1 protein-coding gene and 1 pseudogene are annotated in these 254 nt (G+C 62.2%); one reads left to right on the top strand and one right to left on the bottom strand.

Annotated features, from left to right (window positions below; translation table 11 throughout):
* Positions 1-132 (top strand): annotated as a pseudogene (locus RM779_RS33540) (IS481 family transposase); the annotation flags it as partial.
* Here the strand turns inward: RM779_RS33540 and RM779_RS33545 are convergent.
* On the bottom strand, positions 129-254 hold a 126-nt coding region (locus RM779_RS33545; RefSeq protein ID WP_311620621.1), incomplete at its 5' end, for an integrase core domain-containing protein. The pseudogene RM779_RS33540 and the gene RM779_RS33545 sit on opposite strands and share 4 nt — an antisense overlap.

Below are 254 nucleotides of genomic sequence, written 5' to 3' on the forward strand. Positions count from 1 at the left end.
GGCAGCAACAGCGAACGAACCGCCGCCCTCAACGACTACCTCCACACCTACAACTACCATCGCTGCCACACCGCACTCGAAGGCCAGCCCCCGATCACCCGCGTTAACAACGTCGCGGGTCAATACATCTAGGTGTGTTGTTCGGGGAGGTTGGTGACGCGGCTGGCGGGTGTTTGGCCTGCGATGCCGGTGTGGGGTCGGTGGTAGTTGTACCAGTCGATCCAGTCGGTGAACGCGGTCTGGCGTTCGGTGTC

The sequence above is a fragment of the Streptomyces johnsoniae genome, from assembly GCF_031845565.1.
Classification (GTDB): Bacteria; Actinomycetota; Actinomycetes; order Streptomycetales; family Streptomycetaceae; genus Streptomyces; species Streptomyces johnsoniae.